This is a genomic window from Rhodoferax sp. SPJ21 (genome assembly GCF_058216335.1).
On record NZ_JBYZMO010000002.1, the window covers coordinates 1,028,684 to 1,046,439 of the forward strand.

A 17,756-nucleotide genomic window follows, 5' to 3' on the forward strand; every position below is an offset into this window, starting at 1 on the left:
ATATGGACTTGGGAATCACCGGCCGCTGGGCCCTGGTATGCGGTGCCAGCAAAGGCTTGGGCCTGGGCTGCGCGCAGGCGCTGGCGCACGAGGGGGTGAACGTACTGATGGTGGCGCGGGGTGCGCCAGCGCTACAGGCGGCTGCTGCGAATTTGATAGCTGCTTGCGCAGGTAAATCAAGCGCCAGCGTGCTTTTTTGTGCTGCAGATATCACCACGGCGGAAGGCCGGGCGGCGGTGTTCGCCATGCGCCAGGACTTCGACATAGTGGTCACCAACGCGGGCGGCCCGCCCACCGGCGACTTCCGCGACTGGGACCGCGAGGCCTGGATCAAGGCGGTGGACGCAAACATGTTGACCCCCATCGAGCTCATCAAGGCCACGGTGGACGGCATGGCGGCGCGCGGCTTTGGCCGTATCGTCAACATCACCAGCAGCGCGGTGAAGTCGCCGATCGACGTGCTGGGCCTGAGCAATGGGGCGCGCAGCGGTTTGACAGGCTTTATCGCTGGCCTGGCGCGCAGCCCCTTGGCGGGCCAGGGTGTCACCATCAACAACCTGCTGCCGGGTGCTTTTGATACCGACCGCCTGCGCGGCAATATGCAGGGCGCAGCCGACAAGCTGGGCCAAAGCCTGGACGCGGTGGCCGACGCCCGGCGCAAGACCATTCCAGCCCAGCGCTTTGGTACGCCCGAGGAGTTTGGCGCCATCTGCGCCTTCTTGTGCAGTGCGCACGCCGGCTACATCACCGGCCAGAACGTGCTGGCCGATGGCGGGGCCTACCCCGGTACTTTTTAGGCCGCGTTCTGCAGGGCTTCCAGGGCCTGGGTGATGTCATCCAGGCTGGCGCCTTCGGCGGGCTGCAAGTTGCCCAGGCTGGCAATGCCTTCGGCCTGTAAGCGGGCAATCGCTTGGCCTGCGTCCTTGGGGGCGTCGAAGCCAGCGCTTTCCAGCAGCAGGCGGCCGTGGGCATCGACCAGCTTGAAGTGGAATTTGCCGGTGGTTTCACGGTACTGCTTGAACACCGGCAGCGCGGCCTTGGCGGCCTTGGCCGACTTTTGCGTGGCCTGGGCGCGCAGATTGCGCAGGCCCACCGCATGGCGCAGCTGGGCGATGAAGGGCGTGGCGATCTTGCGGGCCTTGATGGCACCGGCCTGCAAGATGTCCTCCACCTCGCCGGGGTTGTCCATGTAGCGCTGGTAGGCGTCACGCATGGGCGCGACTTCCTGGTCGATGCGCTCGAACAGTATTTGCTTGGCGTCGCCCCAGGCGATGCCGTCGGCATAGGCCTGGCGTAAAGCGGCGGTCTCGGCCTCGCTGGCAAAAGCCTGGTAGATCTGGAACAGGGCCGAGCTTTCTGTGTCCTTGGCCTCACCCGGCGCGCGCGAGTCGGTCAGGATGCCGGCAATCAGCTTGCGCAGCTGGGCCTTGGGCGTGAACAGCGGAATCGTGTTGTCGTAGCTCTTGCTCATCTTGCGGCCATCCAGGCCGGGCAGGGTGGCGACGGATTCTTCGATCAGCGCCTCGGGCAGCACGAACTGCTCGCCGTAGGTGTGGTTGAAGCGCTGGGCGATGTCACGCGCCATCTCGATGTGCTGCACCTGGTCGCGGCCCACCGGCACCTTGTGCGCGTTGAAGAGCACGATGTCGGCGGCCATCAGCACCGGGTACATGAACAGGCCGGCGCTGATGTCGGCGTCCGGGTCGGCCTGCGCCGCCAGGTTCTTGTCCACGGAGGCTTTGTAGGCATGGGCGCGGTTGAGCATGCCCTTGGCACTCATGCAGGTCAGTATCCAGCTGAGTTCGGGAATTTCCGGGATGTCTGATTGGCGGTAGAAGGCCACGCGGTTCGGGTCCAGCCCGGCGGCCAGCCAGCTGGCGGCGATCTCCAGCGTAGAGCGTTGGATGCGCGCAGGGTCGTCGATCTTGATCAGCGCGTGGTAGTCGGCCAGGAAGTAGAAGCTTTCCACGCCGGGTGCCAGGCTGGCGCGTACCGAGGGGCGGATCGAGCCGACGTAATTGCCCAGGTGGGGCGTGCCCGAGGTGGTGATGCCGGTGAGAACGCGAGAAGAAGTCATGGCGGAAACAGTATCAATTGAGGAGGAAGGCCAGGGGGCTCAGCATGAGGCCCAGCACGAAGTCGGTAATGGCTTTGACGGGCGCCAGCCAGAAGGTGTCCAGAACGTGCGTGGTGATCAGCAGCATCACGATGATGAAGCCCCAGGGCTCCACCCGCGATACGGCCACTGCCTGGCGGTAGGGCAGCAGGCCCACCAGGATGCGGCCCCCGTCCAGCGGCGGCAACGGGAACAGGTTGAAGGCGAACATCACCACGTTCACGGTCAAGCCGGCGCGGCACATCTGCAGAAAGAAGCGCTCGTTGATGTTGGCGCCAATCAGCAGATACAGCAGCACGCCCCACAACAAGGCTTGTACAAAGTTGGCAGCCGGGCCGGCCAGGGCCACCCAGATCATGTCTTTCTTCGGGTTGCGCAGCTTGCCGAAGTTGACGGGCACCGGCTTGGCGTAGCCGAATAGAAACGCGCCGGAGGTCAGAAAGTACAGTACCAGTGGCATGGCGATGGTGCCAATTGGGTCGATGTGCTTGAGCGGATTCAGCGTGATGCGGCCCAGCCGGTGGGCGGTGTTGTCGCCATAGTGGTGGGCCACGTAACCGTGGGCTGCCTCGTGCACGGTGATGGCAAACAGCACCGGCAGGGCGTAGATGAGGATGGTCTGTATCAGGTTGGCGATATCCACGGGGAGGGTCTCGGTGAAAGAAGGATTTACAGGCCGATGGCGGACAAGTCGCCGCGGCCCTGGCGTACCAATACGGGTTCGCCGCCGTGGCCCATGTCGGTCAAATCGATGACCGTGGTGGGCTCCAGCGGGCAGGCGCCGGCGTCGAGCACGGCAGCGATCTGGTGCTCGAACAAATCGCGTATGGCGTGTGCGTCGTTCAGCGGATCGGTCTCGCCGGGCGGTATCAGCGTGGTGGCCAGCAGCGGGGCACCATGCAGCTCCAGCAGGCTTTGCAAGGTTTTATGGTCCGGCACGCGCAGGCCAATTGTCTTGCGCGACGGGTGGCTCAGCCGGCGTGGCACCTCCTTGCTGGCTTCCAGAATGAAGGTGTAGGGGCCGGGGGTGGCCGCTTTCAGCAGGCGGTATTGCTTGTTGTCCACGCGGGCGTAGTTGGCCAGCTCGCTCAGGTCGCGGCACAGCAGGGTCAGGTGGTGCTTGTCGTCCACGCCACGGGTGCGGCGCAGCAGATCGGCAGCGGCCTTGTCGTCCAGATGGCAGACCAGAGCGTAGCTGGAGTCGGTGGGCACCGCTACCAGCTTGCCCTGGCCGAGCAGGGCCACGGTTTGCTTCAGCAGGCGTGCTTGCGGATTGTCGGGGTGGATTTCAAAGTACTGGGCCATGGCGTCGATTATCAGGATTCGGCTGGTTGTACGGAAATGCGACTTTCGCGCACGGTGAGCCAGGCGCCGGCAGCGCCGCAGAAGGCGACCAGCAGAATACCCAGGGTCGCCCAGCGGTCCGGTACATGCGAGAACACCAGCCAGCCGCCGAGCATGGCAAAGCCGATCTGGCCGTAGAGAAACGGTGTCAGCGTGGCCGCCGGGGTGCGCGCATAGGCCAGGATCAGCAGGAAATGGCCTATGGTGGCCATCAAGCCCATCAGCACCATGCCACCCCACAGGTGCAGATCGTGTACCGGCACCCAAACGAAAGGCACGGCCAGCGAGGCCACCAGGGTACCGATCCAGCCGGTATAGAAGTGCATGGTGAACGGGTCTTCGGTCTTGGCCAGGCGGCTGGTCAAGACCTGGAACCAGGCGTTCGTGCCGACCAGGCCCAGCGGTAACAGCGTCGCCCAGCTGAAGGTCTCGCCACCGGGGCGGATGATCACCAGGGTGCCAACAAATCCACCGACCACCAGCAGCCAACGCAATAGCGATACGCGGTCGCCCAGAAGCGCCGCGACCAGCGTGATCACCAGGGGGGTGATCATCACGATGGCCGTGAATTCACCCACCGGCATGTGTTTTAGGCTGAGGAAGGAGAACATGCTGCTGGTCAGCAGCAGTACGCCGCGCAGGCATTGGAATTTGGGGTGTGCGGTACGCAGCAATGCCAGGCCGCGCAAGGGCAGCATGGCGGCGGTGGTGACCGAAGCCTGGAAGAAATAGCGGAACCACAGCCCCATCAGCAGGGGCACGCTGGCCGTGGTCCACTTGGTGGTGGTGTCCAGGGTGGCAAAGCACGCTACCGCTACGGTGACCAGCACGATGCCGGTCAGAGCTGACGCGGGGCGGCTCACTGGATGCGGTCCGCGAGCAGATCCCAGACAGGTGTCAGATTGCCGGACAAATAGGGCAGCGTGCCCAGGTCGGTATGGCTCTCGTCGGGGCTGTGGAAGTCGCTGCCGCGCGAGGCCGCCAGACCGAATTCCCGGGCCACATCGGCATATTCCACATATTCGGCCACGGTATGGCTGCCCGTGACGACTTCGACCGCCTGGCCTCCGTGGGCCTTGAATTCACTGAACAGCGCGTATTCTTCGTTGGCCGTGAACTTGTAGCGGCCTGGGTGGGCGATCACGGCCACGCCGCCGGTCTGGGTGATCCACTGCACCGCATCTTTCAGTGCTGCCCAGCGGTGGGGTACGTAGCCCGGTTTGCCTTCGGTCAGGTAGCGGCGGAACACTTCGTAGGTGTCGCTGCACACGCCGGACTCCACCAGGAAGCGGGCGAAGTGGGTGCGCGAAATCAAGGCCGGGTTGCCGACGAATCTCAGTGCCCCTTCGTACGTACCGGGAATGCCTGCTGCGGCCAAGCCTGCTGCCATTTCCATTGCGCGCTGGCCACGGCCGCCGCGCGTGGCACCGAGTCCGTCTTGTATGAGTGGGCTATCCGCGTCAAACCCCAGCCCAACGATGTGCACCGTTTCACCCGCAAAGGTGACTGAGATTTCAACCCCGGTCAGATATTTCATGCCATGGGCTTTGGCGGCTGCCAAGGCCCGCGCCTGGCCGCCGATTTCGTCGTGGTCAGTGAGTGCCCACAATTCCACGCCGTTGGCGCTGGCGCGTGCTGCCAACTGCTCCGGCGTTAGGGTGCCGTCGGAAACCACAGAGTGGCAGTGGAGGTCAGCATTGAGTATGGTTGTCACGTCTTGATTTTAGGCCCTAGCGCTTCCCCCGGTCCGCGCGGTGGCTATTGGGTGGAATGCAGGAGGGCATAAAAAAACCCGCTGGGTTAGAGCGGGTTTCGGGGCAAAGAGCCAGGCTGGATTACTTCAGCTTGATTTCTTTGTAGTCCACATGCTTGCGAGCTTTTGGATCAAACTTGCTGATCAACATTTTCTCGGGCATGGTTTTCTTGTTCTTGGTCGTGGTGTAGAAGTGACCAGTACCAGCTGTGGATTCCAGCTTGATTTTTTCGCGTCCGCCTTTGGTTGCCATGATTCAGCTCCTTATGCTTGGCCACGTGCGCGCAAATCGGCGAGCACAGAGTCGATACCGTTTTTGTCGATCAAACGCAGACCGGCATTGGAAATGCGCAGACGCACCCAACGGTTTTCGGTTTCGACCCAGAAGCGGCGGTATTGCAGGTTCGGCAGGAACCGACGTTTGGTTTTGTTGTTGGCGTGGGAGACGTTGTTCCCAACCATCGGGCCTTTGCCCGTTACTTCGCATACGCGTGCCATGAGGACACTCCAATTTTGTGCAGTGGTGTGCGTTGTATGCTTATCCACTGCAATTAACGGCAAATTGCCGCACCTCGCCACCTGCTTTAAGTGGCGGTAAAAGTCATTTACCGGCGATATTGTGCCCATTAAAACTAATTAAAACGGGCGCGCCAAATCCAGTAAAGCCTGCGATTATAGCGTCTTCGTGCCGAGTTGTCAGCTATGGCTGTTCCCGCACCCGGTTACGGCCATCACGTTTGGCCTGGTAGAGGGCCTTGTCTGCTCTCTCGATCAGCTTCTGTATGTGTTTGTCCTCGGTGCGGTTGAAGGTGATGCCGATGCTCACGGTAACCCGGAAGTCTTGGCCCGCCACATCCTGAAATACGAAATTTTCCAGATGGTCCCGGATGCGCTGGGCGAGCAACTTGGCTTCCTGGCTTCTGGCGGACTGCATCACGACGCAGAATTCCTCGCCGCCCAGCCGTCCAAACAAGTCTGAATCGCGCAGCAGTGACTTCACCATGTGGGCGAAGTTGACAAGCGCTTCGTCGCCCGCGGTGTGGCCGTGCCGGTCATTGATGGATTTGAAATGGTCCAGGTCCAGCATCAGCAAGGCCAGCGTCTGCTGGTAGCGTTGGGCCAGCTGAAACGCTTGCAGGGCCTTGTCCATGAAGTCACGCCGGTTGCTGATGCCGGTCAGTGAATCGGTGGTGGCCAAGCGCTGCAGGGCGCGTTCCAGGTTTTTGCGCTGCGTGACATCCCGGTAAATACCTTCAATGCCACAAAACTGGCCGTTCTCGTCGTGCATGGCGTGGCTGCTGATGGAGATATCGATGACCTGGCCATCCTTGCGGACCATTTGGCCGGGAAAGTCGGCGGCTTCCCCTTTTTCCTGTATGACTTTCTTGAAGGCGTCTCGGTCCGAGCTGCGCGGGTAATACGACTCCGCCGTGCGGCCCATGATCTCCTCGGGCTCGTAGCCTAGTACGCGGCGTACCCCGGGTCCGACCATCTGCACCACGCCCTGGGCATCTGTTCGGTAATAGACGTCTTGCATGTTGTCAAACATACGGCGGAAGTTTTGTTCGCTGATCCGCAGCCGTTCTTCCATGGCGCTGTGGTCGCTCATGTCCATCGCGGATACCAGAATGGCATCGCCGCCCAGGTAGCGTATTGGCCTACTGCTGACCAGAACGATGCGGATATTGCCTTCACAGGTCTGCACCCGGTATTGGGTGGGTGGCAAAGCATTTTCGCCGGGGCGTTGTTTTTGCAGGCGCTGCAAGGCGTGGGATTGGTCTGCGGAGTAGACGAAGTTGGTGGCCATGCGCCCCAACAGGTCATGCGGGCTGCCGGCCTCCAGCAGCAATACGATGGCCGGGTTGACCCACTGGATCACGCCTTCGGATAGCACCAGCACGCCATTGGGCAGGGAGCTCAGCAGATCGTCGTTGTCCGCAGCGGGGTCGGTCGGGGCGTTCATGTAGCAGGACTTGACGGTGTGAACTGGGGCTCTTCCTCTTTATACCGGAGCGACGGGGTCGCCGCAGAGTGTGTTTTCGCCGGGTTCAGGGGCCGCAACAATCCACCAGATAGGTGCCGGCAAACCAGACCAGCACGCCGCAAAACACCACGGCCAAGGCGCATACGGCCAGCAGCCGACCAAACCTTGGCTGAATTTCTTCACGGGGAGGTGGTTGGTTCATGGCGCGGTCTTTCCAAAGCAATATGCGAACCGTCTGCAAAACGCAAAAGCCCGCTATCTTTAGGACAGCGGGCTTTTAAATTTAACGTGGTGCCGGAGAGATGAATCGAACACCCGACCTTCTCATTACGAATCAGCCCTAAATGTTGGTGACGAAGGTCTGTGAAGAATCGGGATCAATGAAATCAACAACCTCTACGCTTTAAGAAGCTTTCACCTTTCAGTGGTCTTCCTAGATCCGCACAACGGTTGTGCCGTCATTGTGCCATGGCACACCAAGGTGTCGATTTTTTTGCAGTTCACGCGCCCTTGAACCGAATGTCCGCAGATAGCCCGTTTCCGGCAGCCCAAGCCTGAGCCTTGGACTGAAGCCACGGCAAATATCCCTCCGCGCCGAGTTCGCCATCTGCGAACGGTTCAAGTTGATCGGATGAAAGCAATGCTGTTAGAAGCGACTGCACACGCTCAGCCAGTACATCATTTTTTGAAACGACAAGATAAGTGTTCAGTGGCTTGTCTTTTGACTCCTCTTCTCCCCCAAGGAATCGCTCGAAATCTGGAACACTAATTCGATGTCGGGCGATCAATCCAGCCTCACGGGCCTTCAGAAGCAAAGCTCTTATCTTTTCGTTTTCGGTCCACATTCCGTTTTTATGGCCATTCTTATTGAAGGGCGAGTCGCAATCGTGAACAACGCCGAAATCAATCTTGAAATGGGTCATCACCTTGATAAGTGGAACGAGGATTGCCTTGCCCCGAGCGCGAATAATGGTCACCTGATCCATCAGAGCATGCTCTCGTTCAAGAATTGATGCCATAAATGCAGCGTGCTCTGTATCACCCTCTACAAGGACGGGGTAGGAACCAAAAAACACTTCGGAGAAGCTGGGGTCAATGTGCTGCAAAGCTTGAAGACGCTCTTTGTCTTCTCCCTCGAACTCGATCAGATCCGATCGGTATGTCTTGGGGGCAACTGGCGCTGCTTCGGCATCCCCTGCTCGTTCTAGGCGGACAATTGTTGTGTGATCCTCGAAAGGGTTGATGAAGTGCGGCGAGTGGGTTGTCATGATGACCTGCCAGTCCGGACTTTCAGCCAATTCATACAGATGACGCTGTGCCGCTCGTGCCGCCATCGGGTGTAGTGCATTCTCTGGTTCGTCGATTAACAAGAGATAACCAGGAAAAGCGGGATCGTCAGGGCTATCTGGGATCGGTGCTCCGCCATCATGTGCTTCGAGCAATGCTTTTGCCGTGTTCACGGACTCAGTAAGGACGGCCTTTTCGGCCTCCTTTGACTTCACCAGCTTCTTCTCCGTATCAGAAATTTCCTTTTCCAATCGTTTGCGGTAGTCGGTGCGAACTTCTTTGTCGCGGGACAACTCGTTGTGAACTTGGAGCATTGACCAGAAAAGTGCCCTTCGTGCACCAGTCCCTTGTTGGCCTAGCTCCGTCTCTGCTACACCGTCTTTTACTTTCAGGCTAGACCCACTTTTCACAAGGTCTGCAACTTTTGGCACCAATGGCGCGGCTCCGATTTTCAGTCGCACGTCAAGGCGAGGAAATACGCCTTTGAAGCCTGTGGACACACGACTAGCAATATCGTTGAAGTGCTCCTCGTGAGCTCCACTAATCACATCCATGCGTTGCGATACGCTTGCTATTGCCTTTGCAAGGTCTGATTCTGGATTGCTGCGTTCCTTCTCAAGCCCGGCTAATAGTGGTCCGAGCGCAAGAGCGAGCAGCATTTCCTCCGTCTTTTCCGAGTCATCGAGAGAGCCAATACGTAATGGCCTGGGCAATCTGGAACTGAAAACTGGATCGGCCCCGCCAGCCTTGCCGTCTTCTGCCCATGTCCCTAAGCCGTCAGCCCCACCAGTCGGATCCCATGTGGTACGCACCTTTTGAAAGCTCGGTCCAATCCACTGCCACCGACTTTTTACGATCAGCAAGCCGTCTTTATGAGTCTTCCATTTGTCGTCTACGTTACCAATTCCTTCGGGAATATGCACTTCCAACAAAACCTCGGACGGCTGATCTGGTGGCGCGTACTGACAGCGATCCCTTGATACATCGAATGCTGCGCTACCTTTTGCCAATTCGTAGGCTCGCAGAATGGTTGATTTTCCTGCGTTATTTTTGCCAACCAGACAGACGACATTGTCGAGCTCTATTTCAACGCCTTCGTTGCCGATACAGCCGATGTTGCGCACGGTGATGCGCACAAGTTTGGAACGATTTGCACCTGCCATTTTTCCTCCACTGAATGTATTGATCTTGGACTTCGTGCGATTGCAAGGTTACCAGCAGCCAGCGCAGGCCGTCAGCAGGCCCACTCGCAAGATCAAGTGCACCACATCGAGCACAGCCCGCTGGGGCGTTTGTCCGATCACCCACAGCTGCGTGGGCTGGTCTTCAATCAGGGCGGACAGGAATTTCACCATTCCGTAGGCTCCTCAGGCTCAGCCTTGACCATCGCACCCATTCCAGCAACTTCGGCGGGGACTGACTTGATCGTCTTGATCTGGATGGTGTTGTCATCGCAGACACGGATGCGTAGGAAGTCCTTCTCGCGGATGTCCAAGAGCTCGACGATGTTCTTCGGCAGCCTTACCGATAGAGAGCCACCCCATTTCCCCACCCGATTTGCCATGGTTTTTCCCTTGCTGTTCAATGATCGACAAAATTGACTACAGCGGTTCAGCGGGGTGGTGGTCGGCGGCATGAGTCAACAAGCCAGCCAACCACCTGCTGCGAGCGTCTAAACGGCCATCGGCGGTGCCTCTGGGCAGCGAACAGTGGTCAGCGGTTGGCGAAGCTCTCCTGCACCTTGCGCAACGTATTCCGTGGTCACGGTGATCTGTCGGTCGCCCAGCACATATCGGGACTGCACCGTCTCCTGCGCCGCTGCGGCCCGGCTCAGCGTCAAGACTTTTTCCCGTGACACGTCCCCGAACACGCCGCACTCGTGGGCCTTCAGGAAGGGCAGCAAGGACTTGCCGATGTGGTCAAGGAGCTCCCGGGCCTCGGCGCTGACGACAAGACGACCTAAGCGGACAACAGGCGGCGTGCACAATTCTGGCGGTATGTGGGTGCGGCCAATGCTCCTCGTGCGGCCAGCATCCAGCTTGACCTTGAGTGCATGAATCAGCCTTCGCGCCATGGCAGGGCAGAACACGAAGTACTCCAACCCAGGCGGCGGTGCGTACATGCCGGGGTACTGCGCCAGTGCATTGAACTTCGCGGAAGTTGCTTTTGCCTGTTTTTCCCAGGGCACCGAGATGTCCACATGCAGCTTCTTGGCAATTCGGCGCTTCATCGAGGAAAAGTACTGCTGGCGGGCGAGTTTTGACGGTTTTTCCAAGATGGCCGGGTGGTTTCGGGCCTGATGGTTTGCGTCGTCATCCAGATGCCAGCGCAGCACCTCCTGATCGAGCGGGGCCAGCTTGGCAATGTCGGTTTCCTTGGGTTTGCGTGCCCGTAGACCTTCGTCTAGTCGCAGCCGTTTGCGAACGACAGCATAGGCCTCACGGTAGACAGTGTCCTGACCGTACATGCGCCAGTCTTCGACGCGGGTCCGTTTGTGCTTACGCAGCCATACACCGTTCAACGTGGGTTCCAAGCGCAGGTAGCACTCGCCTTCGTCAAAGATTGCATCACGCAGTTCGGCGCTGGGGAAGACCTGTTCAATCTCAGAATGGCGATCCTTGACGTAGCCGCCCAGTGGGGTTTCGCGATCCTTCAAGTAGACGGTATCGTCTTCACCATCGCCCACGCTGAATGCCTTCTTGCGGCGGGCTTTTCCGTTGAGGGATGGCACATTCCGTAGCTCTGTGGCGGCGCGGAACGCATTGCGTGCGGCCTGTGCCTCTTGCTTGTTTGCCAAACGATGCAGGAACGTGGGGGTAACGCTTTTCAGCACCACAGATTCCAAGTCCAGCTTGTCGAGGCCAAAGTACGTGCAACCGTTGTCCCGCAGCCAGCATTTCGCCTGCAAGAACATCAATTCGGTGGCCATGGGGGTGCCATTTACCAGTACAACGTTGTGGCCCGTGGCACAGCTAAGGTTGCTCTTGACTTCAAAGCCTGCCAAGCGGTTGTCCAGTGGGTTGCCGCGCCATCTGGCTCGAATCAGGAATTTTGTGCCTGGTACGAGCCCTTTGGCGGTCCGCCACGTCTGGAACGGGTTAGTGCTTACCCCGTCGTTGTCAAATGGTCTGAGGGCTTTGAATGGGTAGCTGGAAGCTTCGTATTCCTCATCTGACATGGGAGGGATAGGGATGAAAGCGTGTAAAGAATCTGACATGGTTTGGTTCCGTAGAGCGGTGAGGACTTGGTGTCTGGTCGTGACCGCATCGCGCATTAGTTACTAAAGTGCATATTTCGGTGGCAAGCTGTCCGCCCGTTGACTTTGGCGCAGACCTTGGGCCGTGGGCTTGGTGCTTCCGCAGTGAGGTCTTGGTACGCCGAGCGAAATTTGCGCCGTAGTCGTAATTCAGCGCGTTACGCTCAATCAACACGGCTGAAAATTGCACAGTTGGCAGTGCAAAATTCAGCCGTTGGTTGCATCGCCAGTGTTGATGTCGATGGTTTCAGCTGGCCTGCGTGCATTCGCAGAAGGGACCGCGCCACGGAGCAGGGTTGTGGATGTTCTGGCCACAACATTGCGGGCAGCTGGTCAGCCAGCCCAGGCCGTGGGCGTCCCACAGAGCAGAGTTCGGGAGGTTGACGATCAGCTCCTGCTTGTCTTCATAAATGTGGATCACGCCATCGTCCACGCGGTCGCGTGCAAAGACGATCACCGGCATCTGCGCGTTCTTGGCTTGCAGTTCATACGGGTGACACTCTGACTGCCAGCCACGCATGAGTGTCTGGTCGCGCCAAAGCAGTTCGGGCAATGCGTTGAGGACAATTTCCAGTGCCTCTGCTTGCTCCAGTTCACACCAGAATGCAAAGGCCATGCCCGCGACTTCAAGGTCTGCATCGGCGTCCCAAGACGCGGTGGCATCACGATCAAAATCGAAGGGTACGGTTTGCGAGGCGCCAAGCAGGGCGTGTTGCTGGGATTGCGATTTCATTGCGCTTCTCCTTGGCCCTGTGCCATCCAGCGTTCCAGTTCTTCGGCGTTCAGGTACACATTGCGTGAACCCGGCTGGCGAACGACGCAGGCCTCAAAACCGTTGCTGCGCAAATTCGCTTTTGGGTACTTCAGATATTGGGAGGACTTGTGCGCCAAGTGCCGGAATGCCTGTTCCGACTTGGGATACAGTGCAGCAGCCTGCTTGAAAGTGATCCATTTGCGGTCAATCAACGGAACAGCTTCGACTTTTTGATCCGTTTTGCGCGGCGTGTATTTGCGCTTCTGCTTGGGGGGCGGTGATTCGCTGCTGGTTGCGGGAAGCACAGTGAGTGGGTACAGCCGGCCCGCAAGTGCCGTCAACTCGGCGACCAATGCCATGGCCTGAGTGAGTTCGCTGACCTCCGGCTTGCTGGGTTGGGGTGAGGTCGGCAGGTCTGGCGAGCAGCTAGGTGCAGCGATAACCAGCTGGGTGGCTTCGACGGCCTTTGCCTCGATGAACATCGTCACTGGTTTTTCAGTGACTTTCTTGGTCCGGGCTGTATCGTGCTCGACAACCTGTGACTTGCAGATGCGAATTGGCTTGCAGGTAATCGACGGCAGTGCGAGCTGCTTGCTGGTCCGCGTTTGGGCGGGAAGAGAGTGCGTTGTGCTGCGCATGAAAGACTCCTTGTCTGAGCAGCGTGGCTCGACCTAGGGTCCGCGCATTTAACGATCACGTTCAGGCACTAGCCTGTTCATGCGTACGGCAACCCGGCCGAACCTCGTAGTTGAGGGACGACAATCAAATGGTTTCCGTTCACGCATTGGTGACCGTAGGAGTGGCAGTCACGAAATCAGGGGCACGTGTGTGCGCTTCATTTGTGACTGACGAACTGAGATGAAATTCAGCAGCTCGCGGTGAAGATCATACCGGATGCCGCTGTTGGGCGCTCCCGTGTCAGCTGGTGCGCACCGGTTGCAAGTTTCGGCTGACTATCGACAAGTGCGTGTTATCGCTACGCAGTCATGCCAGCGACCAGTGTGGCAGCGCCCGTAGCGCAGCGATTGCAGACTACCGTGGATTTCATACTGTATCCTCCATGACGGAGCCAAGATATGGCCCGCTCACGATCTTTCGCGAAAACGCATGGAGTTCTGTATACACCTTGCGATTTTCGCGGAGGGAGGATTTCTTAACGCGCCGTAGAGCGCACTTGTAAATGCCCGCTTTTTTTGATGTGCATTGCAGGAACATGCATCTCGATCCGATGTTGCATGGCATCTGTGCCGGCTTTGAATCTGGTGCTTGGCGTGCCAAGCAACTCTCACATTATCTGATGGAATGGTTGCCGGAATTTTGCCTCTCTTTTTCAGAGCACGAATCCATAAAAGGCACCAATGCGGTAAGTCAGCTTCGCGCCGCAGCCCAGACCGTTTACGACACGGACAAATACGACCGGCGTGGCGAGTTCGGCGAGCTCCTGCTGCACGCCCTGCTAAGGGAGACGAAGCAGACGCAGCTAGCCATTAGCAAGATTTTCTTCAAGGACTCGGTCAACAACACCGTCAAGGGCTTCGACGCCATCCACGTCATTGATACTCCCCAGGGACTTGAGCTCTGGTTAGGGGAAGTGAAGTTCTACAAAGATATTGGTAAAGCCATTGCGGACGTCGTTGCTGAACTGGAGCTCCACTTCAGAGACGATTACCTCAAGAAGGAGTTCCTGCTCATCACTCGCAAGCTCGACCCTGCGTGGTCTGGCACTGCAAAACTCAAGGAACTCCTGCACAGAAATACGTCGCTAGACAAGGTCGTCTCCACAATTGTCGTCCCGGTTCTGCTGACCTACGAAAGTGCGACTACGCAGGCTTATACGCAGGCAAGTGCTGAATACACCCAGAGGATAGAGGACGAGTTGGCTCAACTTCATGCGCGATTCAAGAAGGCCAACAAAATGCAACGCGTCCGCATTGAGCTCTTTCTCTTCCCGATGTCAAGTAAAGCGGACCTTCTTGACCAGCTTCACCAGAGGCTCGTTGCAGCGCAGAACATATGAGATACGTTGACCTTCGCGAAACTCTATCGGGCCGCAACAATGGTGGCGACTTCGATCCTTTCCAGTTCTTAGCAGACCTTTCTGCTTTTACGTCGCTGGCAGACGAGGAAGACAAGCTCCAGGAGGCGCGTGACATCCTCATTCGCGTTTTAGAGCACGCGGACAAGTTCTGGGGTTACGAGCCCATTATCCAAACCCTGCTTCGCAACGTCGGCCTCTTTCCATATCTTGATTTCAACAAAGCTGATGCTGTAGATCAACTCGCAGTGGAGGCTCACAGGCCAAATGCGATGCCTGAGAACATCGTGTTCACCGCGAAGCAGGCTGAGGTCTATCGCGAGTTGATGGCGGGACGCAGCGTGGTGCTTAGCGCCCCCACAAGTTTTGGGAAGAGCCTAATCATCGACGCGGTCATCGCATCGAATAAACACCGCAACATCGTTGTGGTGGTTCCAACCCTCGCGCTGGTAGACGAAACCCGTCGTCGTCTATTGAAGTTCCGAGACCGCTACAAGGTCATCACTCACCTCAGTCAAGAGCCGGCCGAAAGCAATATATTTATCCACACTCAGGAGCGAGTTGTTGAGAATCCGCACATTCGGGATGTTGACTTCTTCGTGATCGATGAGTTTTACAAGCTGCACATTGAGAATTCTTCCGACGAGGACGAGCGTGCGGTCCTTCTGAACCATGCGTTCTATAAACTTGCTAAACGCGCCAGGCAGTTCTACATGCTGGGACCCAGTATCCACGAGTTGCCTGATGGATTCGGCCCAAACTACCGATGCCTATTCATTCGAACCGACTTCAGCACGGTGTCCTCAGACACGCACCTCGTTCCTGAAGGCAATGACGACATCTCCCGCCTAAAGGCCTTGGTACCCCAACTTGAAGGACCTTCCCTGGTGTTCAGTGGATCGGTCCCTGGTGCCAGAAAGCTCGGGCGAGCCATCGCTGAGGAGCGTGGAGAGTTCAATCCGAAAGGTGCGCTTAGCGACGCGATAGTTTGGTTAAGTACTAACTACTCGCCGAAGTGGGGGCTGGTCAATGCTCTCTCTCATGGCGTTGGCATCCATCACGGCAAGCTCCCTCGATCCATCGCTCAGCTGTTAGTTCGCCTGTTCAATGCTGGATTCCTTGAATATCTCGTCTGCACTTCGACGCTCATCGAAGGCGTGAACACAGCTGCTCGAAATGTAGTCGTCGTGGACAACAAGATTAATAAGAAGAAATACGACTACTTCACTTTCAACAACATCCGAGGCCGCTCCGGTCGCATGTGGCAGCATTACGTCGGCCATGTCTATCTCTTCAATTCACCGCCGATCCGTGAACTTGAGTTTGTCGACGTTCCGGTATTCACGCAGAATGAAAGTGCTCCTGATGCATTACTCGTCCAACTTGAGCAACAGGACCTTTCGGATGATGCGAAGACGCGGGTGAGTCAGATTTGGAGGCAGACGGTTCTCCGTCCTGAAACTATTCAACAGAACGTTGGTATTGACCCGAATGGCCAGATTGAACTGGCAAAGGAAATCGATGCACGCATTCAAGAACTAACCCCGCTTTTATCCTGGAGTGGGCAGCCCACGTACGAGCAGACAAAGGAAATTTTTGACCTTGCATGGCGACACTTCAAGGTGAAGGCTGGAGCAGGCGTGCGCACGGCAAGCCAACTGACTTTTCTGGTGAATAGGTATAGGACGAACCCCGACTATGCTGCCCAGATGAACGGCGCTATAGCAGGGAAGGCGGGAGACGACGCTGACGAGGCTTTGGAATCATTTCTGGAATTTGCACGTCAGTGGCTCAGTTTCAAGGCACCAAGGCTCATGAGTGCGGTGGACCGAATTCAAAGCGACGTCCTTATACGACGAGGCATTAGGCCCGGCAATTACGCATTCTTCTGCAGCCAGATGGAGTCTTTGTTCATGAACCCGGTCGTCACCGCGCTTGAAGAATATGGTGTCCCCATTCAAGTCGCGTCTCGCCTCGTAGCCCAGCTGGGCGGGCCCAAAACGTTGGATGATGCCTTGGGCAACCTTGCTAATCGCAGGCCTGACGAGTTCAGCGGCCTCACCGCGTTCGAACAAGACCTCCTCCGACCTTTATGTGCACCGTTGGCTGCACTAGACGTTGAACAAGATGATTGACAATTACTGTCTGGAGAAATATGGGCAAGGCTAAACCAATATCCCTTACGACTGGCCGTCATTGGACCAAGAAGGGCGATGCGCTCGCCCACTTCAAGGACATGCTCAGCCGGTACAACGTGGGAGACTCAGTAAATGATCCGTCAGATCACGCGGATCTTGCTGCGCTCCTATCGGTTTATGACTCTGTACTTGCCCCTGGCGAGCCAACTAAAGCCGGTTGCGGAATCGACCATTTCGAGAAGCGGTTGGATAGGGACCATCCCGGTCATACCGCGTGTTTTTTCGTCGTGCGAACGGATGGCACTAGCATCGACTTCAGCACAATCAAAGCACTTGATGTTGCAGCAGGTAAAGCGAGCTGACAGCGCGGCAGGTAGATTGCCAGAATATCCATTGGCATCACGCGATGCAGACGCGCGTTTTCGTAGGTAAAGTGGGTAGGCGGCCTGGCTGCCGAGCGGTTTCGGACTTCGCCGCCACTCATTTGATAACCTTGATCGGCTGCATCCAGCCTAACCCGGACTTCTACTGACCATACTGGCAGCGATCAGTGGCTGCTTGTATCGACTTAGCTAAGTGAGCCTATTTGGCGGCAGCCGACCCAAAGCGGAAATCTACCGGTTCAGTTTGGGCGCTCAATAGCGGGCGTTCTCGGACGATGCCCCAGTGGAAACAAGAGTGCTACTAAGTGCGTAAGCGTCCGGCGAACCCATCTTGAACTGATCCCCTCCCTCTCACAAGATCGTGTGCACGCAACAGATCGTGCACACCATGCTCAAAGAATCAGAGACTCCCAGATACCCGACCCGCCGCACGCATAGGACGTACACACCAGAATTCAAGGCCGAGTTGGTGAGAGCCTGCCAACAGCCCGGTGCCTCCATCGCGGCACTGGCGGGCCAGCAAGGGATGAACGCCAGCGGGCGGCGGCGGTGATGAGTCTGGTGCAGTCAGCACGTATGAACGGGCATGACCCCTATGCATACCTGAAGGATGTGCTGACACGGCTGCCTACGCACAGGGCCCGGGACATTGACCAACTGCTGCCGCATCACTGGCAGCCCACCGATTCCTGAGCTTTAACCGCCA

Annotated in this window: 19 protein-coding genes and 1 pseudogene; 5 read left to right on the forward strand and 15 right to left on the reverse strand. The window is 57.7% G+C overall.

Going from position 1 to position 17,756, the window contains the following annotated elements:
- Positions 1 to 2: 2 nt before the first annotated feature.
- The gene (locus AC4BBN_RS12610; protein ID WP_490592324.1) at positions 3 to 797 is read left to right on the forward strand and encodes an SDR family oxidoreductase; all 795 of its coding nucleotides are present in this window, start codon (positions 3 to 5) and stop codon (positions 795 to 797) included.
- Here the strand turns inward: AC4BBN_RS12610 and AC4BBN_RS12615 are convergent.
- The 15 genes from AC4BBN_RS12615 to AC4BBN_RS12685 all read right to left on the reverse strand — a co-directional run bounded on the left by AC4BBN_RS12615 (position 794) and on the right by AC4BBN_RS12685 (position 13,132).
- Positions 794 to 2,077 (reverse strand): tryptophan--tRNA ligase, encoded by a 1,284-nt coding sequence (locus tag AC4BBN_RS12615; RefSeq protein WP_490592325.1) that lies wholly within the window; start codon positions 2,075 to 2,077, stop codon positions 794 to 796. The genes AC4BBN_RS12610 and AC4BBN_RS12615 overlap by 4 nt on opposite strands.
- A gap of 13 nt (positions 2,078 to 2,090) precedes the next feature.
- Positions 2,091 to 2,759: a site-2 protease family protein gene (locus AC4BBN_RS12620; RefSeq protein WP_490592326.1), complete on the reverse strand. Its 669-nt coding sequence runs from the start codon at positions 2,757 to 2,759 to the stop codon at positions 2,091 to 2,093.
- A 26-nt stretch (positions 2,760 to 2,785) separates the two neighbouring features.
- Positions 2,786 to 3,421 carry an L-threonylcarbamoyladenylate synthase gene (locus tag AC4BBN_RS12625; RefSeq protein WP_490592327.1) on the reverse strand — a complete coding sequence of 212 codons (636 nt, stop codon included), beginning with the start codon at positions 3,419 to 3,421 and terminating at the stop codon, positions 2,786 to 2,788.
- A gap of 11 nt (positions 3,422 to 3,432) precedes the next feature.
- Positions 3,433 to 4,323, reverse strand: coding sequence for a DMT family transporter (locus AC4BBN_RS12630; protein ID WP_490592328.1), 891 nt, complete (start codon positions 4,321 to 4,323; stop codon positions 3,433 to 3,435).
- Positions 4,320 to 5,174, reverse strand: coding sequence for a 3',5'-nucleoside bisphosphate phosphatase (locus AC4BBN_RS12635; protein ID WP_490592329.1), 855 nt, complete (start codon positions 5,172 to 5,174; stop codon positions 4,320 to 4,322). Before AC4BBN_RS12635 ends, AC4BBN_RS12630 begins: the two co-directional genes overlap by 4 nt.
- Positions 5,175 to 5,295: 121 nt before the next feature.
- Positions 5,296 to 5,466 (reverse strand): 50S ribosomal protein L33, encoded by a 171-nt coding sequence (gene rpmG / locus AC4BBN_RS12640; protein WP_076198758.1) that lies wholly within the window; start codon positions 5,464 to 5,466, stop codon positions 5,296 to 5,298.
- Positions 5,467 to 5,477: 11 nt separating this feature from the next.
- Positions 5,478 to 5,711, reverse strand: a complete 234-nt coding sequence (gene rpmB / locus AC4BBN_RS12645) for a 50S ribosomal protein L28 (RefSeq protein WP_272548698.1) — start codon at positions 5,709 to 5,711, stop codon at positions 5,478 to 5,480.
- A 202-nt stretch (positions 5,712 to 5,913) separates the two neighbouring features.
- Positions 5,914 to 7,176, reverse strand: coding sequence for a diguanylate cyclase (locus AC4BBN_RS12650; protein WP_490592330.1), 1,263 nt, complete (start codon positions 7,174 to 7,176; stop codon positions 5,914 to 5,916).
- Positions 7,177 to 7,261: 85 nt separating this feature from the next.
- Complete coding sequence (locus AC4BBN_RS12655) at positions 7,262 to 7,399, reverse strand: hypothetical protein (RefSeq protein ID WP_490592331.1); 138 nt, start codon at positions 7,397 to 7,399, stop codon at positions 7,262 to 7,264.
- Positions 7,400 to 7,697: 298 nt separating this feature from the next.
- Positions 7,698 to 9,647 carry an ATP-dependent nuclease gene (locus AC4BBN_RS12660; protein WP_490592332.1) on the reverse strand — a complete coding sequence of 650 codons (1,950 nt, stop codon included), beginning with the start codon at positions 9,645 to 9,647 and terminating at the stop codon, positions 7,698 to 7,700.
- Positions 9,648 to 9,695: 48 nt separating this feature from the next.
- Positions 9,696 to 9,839, reverse strand: a complete 144-nt coding sequence (locus AC4BBN_RS12665) for a hypothetical protein (RefSeq protein ID WP_198462389.1) — start codon at positions 9,837 to 9,839, stop codon at positions 9,696 to 9,698.
- Positions 9,833 to 10,120 carry an AbrB/MazE/SpoVT family DNA-binding domain-containing protein gene (locus AC4BBN_RS12670; protein ID WP_490592333.1) on the reverse strand — a complete coding sequence of 96 codons (288 nt, stop codon included), beginning with the start codon at positions 10,118 to 10,120 and terminating at the stop codon, positions 9,833 to 9,835. The genes AC4BBN_RS12665 and AC4BBN_RS12670 overlap by 7 nt, the downstream gene beginning before the upstream one ends.
- A 36-nt stretch (positions 10,121 to 10,156) precedes the next feature.
- Positions 10,157 to 11,413, reverse strand: coding sequence for a hypothetical protein (locus tag AC4BBN_RS12675; protein WP_490592334.1), 1,257 nt, complete (start codon positions 11,411 to 11,413; stop codon positions 10,157 to 10,159).
- A 574-nt stretch (positions 11,414 to 11,987) separates the two neighbouring features.
- The gene (locus AC4BBN_RS12680) at positions 11,988 to 12,473 is read right to left on the reverse strand and encodes a hypothetical protein (RefSeq protein WP_490592335.1); all 486 of its coding nucleotides are present in this window, start codon (positions 12,471 to 12,473) and stop codon (positions 11,988 to 11,990) included.
- Positions 12,470 to 13,132, reverse strand: a complete 663-nt coding sequence (locus AC4BBN_RS12685) for a hypothetical protein (protein ID WP_490592336.1) — start codon at positions 13,130 to 13,132, stop codon at positions 12,470 to 12,472. Before AC4BBN_RS12685 ends, AC4BBN_RS12680 begins: the two co-directional genes overlap by 4 nt.
- 575 nt (positions 13,133 to 13,707) lie before the next feature.
- Here AC4BBN_RS12685 and AC4BBN_RS12690 point away from each other — a divergent pair.
- From AC4BBN_RS12690 to AC4BBN_RS12705, 4 genes and pseudogenes are all read left to right on the forward strand, one after another.
- Complete coding sequence (locus AC4BBN_RS12690) at positions 13,708 to 14,511, forward strand: HamA C-terminal domain-containing protein (RefSeq protein WP_490592337.1); 804 nt, start codon at positions 13,708 to 13,710, stop codon at positions 14,509 to 14,511.
- Positions 14,508 to 16,664 carry a DEAD/DEAH box helicase gene (locus AC4BBN_RS12695; RefSeq protein ID WP_490592338.1) on the forward strand — a complete coding sequence of 719 codons (2,157 nt, stop codon included), beginning with the start codon at positions 14,508 to 14,510 and terminating at the stop codon, positions 16,662 to 16,664. Before AC4BBN_RS12690 ends, AC4BBN_RS12695 begins: the two co-directional genes overlap by 4 nt.
- A gap of 20 nt (positions 16,665 to 16,684) precedes the next feature.
- The gene (locus AC4BBN_RS12700; protein ID WP_490592339.1) at positions 16,685 to 17,029 is read left to right on the forward strand and encodes a DCL family protein; all 345 of its coding nucleotides are present in this window, start codon (positions 16,685 to 16,687) and stop codon (positions 17,027 to 17,029) included.
- A 555-nt stretch (positions 17,030 to 17,584) separates the two neighbouring features.
- Positions 17,585 to 17,743 (forward strand): annotated as a pseudogene (locus tag AC4BBN_RS12705) (transposase domain-containing protein); the annotation flags it as partial.
- Positions 17,744 to 17,756: the final 13 nt, after the last annotated feature.